At 71.2% G+C, this 594-nt stretch carries 1 protein-coding gene; it reads right to left on the bottom strand.

Annotation, left to right across the window (positions count from 1 at the left end; all coding sequences use genetic code 11):
• Positions 1 to 311: 311 nt before the first annotated feature.
• A partial coding sequence (locus DCI01S_RS16570) for an ABC transporter C-terminal domain-containing protein (protein WP_274532679.1) occupies positions 312 to 594 on the bottom strand: 283 nt, incomplete at its 5' end.

Consider the following 594-nt stretch of genomic DNA (forward strand, 5'->3'; position numbering starts at 1 on the left):
GAGTATCCACAGCCCGGGCACCCCGACATCCCGCCGGAGTATCCACAGCCCGGGCACCCCGACATCCCGCCGGAGTATCGACAGCCCGGGCACCCGGCGCCCCTCCGCGCGTCGATCTATAAGTTTGGCAGCAGTGAGGGCGGTATCGCGGCGGAAATCCCGACTTCGGTGCGGCCACAATGTGCGTGGGTACTGCCAAAACGGGGCTAGCCGGCGCCGTGTCGGAAACCGCCGGCCGGGACGGAGGGCGGAGCCAGAGATCGCGGCCCGAAGCGGGAGGCAGGGACGGGATCGAGCTGGACCGCCGCGCTTCAGCCCTCCAGCTGCTCGCCCAGTTCCATCCACCGCTCCTCGAGCGCGTCCTTCTCGGCAGAGACGTCCTTGAGATCGCGATCGAGGGCCGCCAGCTTCTCGGTGCCCATGGCGCCCTCGGACACCGCCGCCATCTCGCGGTGGAGCTCGGCCTCGCGGGAGTCGAGCTTGCCCATCTGGCGCTCGATCTTGGACATCTCCTTGGTCAGCGCGCGCTCCTCGGCGGAGCTGAGGCCGGAGCCCGCGCCGCCCGCGCCAGCCACGCCGCCCGCAGTGCGGCCC

It is taken from the genome of Dietzia cinnamea NBRC 102147, from assembly GCF_001571065.1.
In the GTDB taxonomy this organism is placed as follows: Bacteria; Actinomycetota; Actinomycetes; order Mycobacteriales; family Mycobacteriaceae; genus Dietzia; species Dietzia cinnamea.